This window comes from Pseudoduganella sp. RAF53_2, from assembly GCF_052113985.1.
GTDB lineage: Bacteria > Pseudomonadota > Gammaproteobacteria > Burkholderiales > Burkholderiaceae_D > Rugamonas.
Map to the genome: position 1 here is coordinate 1 of NZ_JBFRDW010000856.1, position 1,993 is coordinate 1,993.

Below are 1,993 nucleotides of genomic sequence, written 5' to 3' on the forward strand. Positions count from 1 at the left end.
GCCCAGCAGCGGGAAAGTCATGCGGCCGGAATCGCTGATGCGCGTTTCGATCGCCATATCGGGATTGTCATACACGGAAGCCTTCACCACGTCGCCAGGGCCCAGCGTGACATCCGCTGCCTGCGCGATGCCGAAGGACAGTCCGAGCAGGACTGCCATCACCCACATCATCAGTCTTTTCATCGTCATTCTCCTTCTTTGCACATTGAGGACGCCGCCTTACTTCAGGCCGGCGACGCCGCGTTCGTTCATTTCCGTCTTGCCACTATCAACGGGCGTGGCATCGGCGGACTGGGCCGGTAAGGCAGCTGCAGCCGCAGGCGTCGTTGCCGGCGCTGCTCCGGTGCCACCGGATTGATTCATGTAAGCGATCTTGGCCGTCGAGCGCAGGCGCWTGATTTCGGCTTCGGCCGCTTCCTTGTTCTTCTTCGCGTACAGGAATTGCTCAATCTGCGGCGTGGCCGTTTCCAGATTCACCGGCGCCGGGTGCACGTCCGCAATCGAGATCAGCATGCTGCGCTCGCCTTCGCGGATGATGAACATCTGCCCCCTTGGCATGGCCGCCAGCTTGGCCGACAGTTCCGGCGGCAAGTCCGAGCTGGTGCGGCTGATCTGGGCGCGTGCGTACTTGACCTTGTGCGCATCCAGCCAGGTCGACACATCGTCCAGCGACTTGGACGCATCCATTGCCGCTTTCAGCTCATCGCTGACATCGCGCGTGGCCACCACCAGCTCGCGCATATCGAATTGCTTGCGGTTGGTAAAGAACTGCGGGTTCTGGCTGAAGTAGGCTTCCACTTCCGGCTTGCTGGGCTTGGTCAGCGTACCGACACGCTTCTGCATATAGGCTTGCGCCAGGATCAGCGACTTGGCGCGTTCAATGGCTTGCACCACTTTCGGATCGCGATCGATTTTTTCCTTGGCCGCTTCGCTGTCCAGCAGCTGGCGGTCGATCAGGGCTTCCAGCACTTGCTTGCGGGTCGCTTCCTGGTTGGCCGTGGCTGGTGCATTGTTGCGTGCCAGTTCGTCGTTCAGTTGCAGTACGGTGATCTCTTCGCCGTTGACGCTGGCCAGCGCCTGGCCAGGCTTCTTCTCGGCCTTGTTACCACATGCGACCAGAGCGGCGGCGGTGAGGACGGCCAGTCCGGCGCTCAAGAGTCGCTGGTTGAGTTGAGTGTTCAAAGTAGTCCTCCCGATTGTTGCAAATAGACAAAATAGCAACTTTATGCTGCAATTGTAATGGGCGTATTGCCGCGCACGATTGACTTGAGATGAAAAAAGTCAATGTGCGTTTTGCCGAGCTAAAACAACTTTTACGGTGCGCAAAATAATCCAGAGGTCCAGCCACAAGGACCAGTTACGCAGGTAGTCGAGGTCGTAGCGGATGCGCGCTTCCATCTTGTCGAGCGTCTCCGTTTCGCCACGCAAGCCATTGACCTGGGCCCAGCCCGTGATGCCGGGCTTGGCCTTGTGGCGCAGCATGTAGCCCTTGATCAGCTTGCGGTATTGCTCGTTGTGCGCGACCGCATGCGGACGCGGCCCAACGATACTCATCGTGCCTTGCAGCACGTTGATGAACTGCGGCAGCTCATCCAGCGAGGTGCGCCGCAGGAAGGCGCCGATGCGGGTCAGGCGCGAATCGTTGACTTTTGCCTGCACCACTTTTGCCCCGTCTTCCGTCACCTTCATCGAGCGGAACTTGTAGACGATGATCTGTTCCCCATACAGGCCGTAGCGGCGCTGGCGGAAGATCACCGGCCCCGGTGAACTGGCCAGCACGGCCAGTGCAATCACCAGCATGATCGGCGTCAAGAGGATCAGGATGATGGTGGCCAGGATGAAATCGCTGGCACGCTTGAGCCAGCTGTTGAAGCCGGTGAACGGCGTTTCGCAMATCGCCACCACCGGCATGCCGCCCACATTGTCGAAGCGGGCTTGCATCAGGTCGAACACATAGATATCGGGCAGGAAGTAGACCGATGCCGTGGTGTCC

3 protein-coding genes are annotated in these 1,993 nt (G+C 59.5%); all 3 read right to left on the minus strand.

Features of this window, described 5'->3' with window-relative positions:
- A partial coding sequence (locus tag AB4Z11_RS30350) for a polysaccharide biosynthesis/export family protein (RefSeq protein WP_442029696.1) occupies nucleotides 1-183 on the minus strand: 183 nt, incomplete at its 3' end.
- Between the two features lie 36 nt (nucleotides 184-219).
- Entirely contained in the window at nucleotides 220-1,182 is a 963-nt protein-coding gene (locus tag AB4Z11_RS30355) for an EpsD family peptidyl-prolyl cis-trans isomerase (RefSeq protein ID WP_442029698.1), read from the minus strand.
- 99 nt (nucleotides 1,183-1,281) lie between these two features.
- Nucleotides 1,282-1,993 (minus strand): exopolysaccharide biosynthesis polyprenyl glycosylphosphotransferase (locus AB4Z11_RS30360; protein WP_442029701.1); only part of this gene is annotated, 712 nt, incomplete at its 5' end.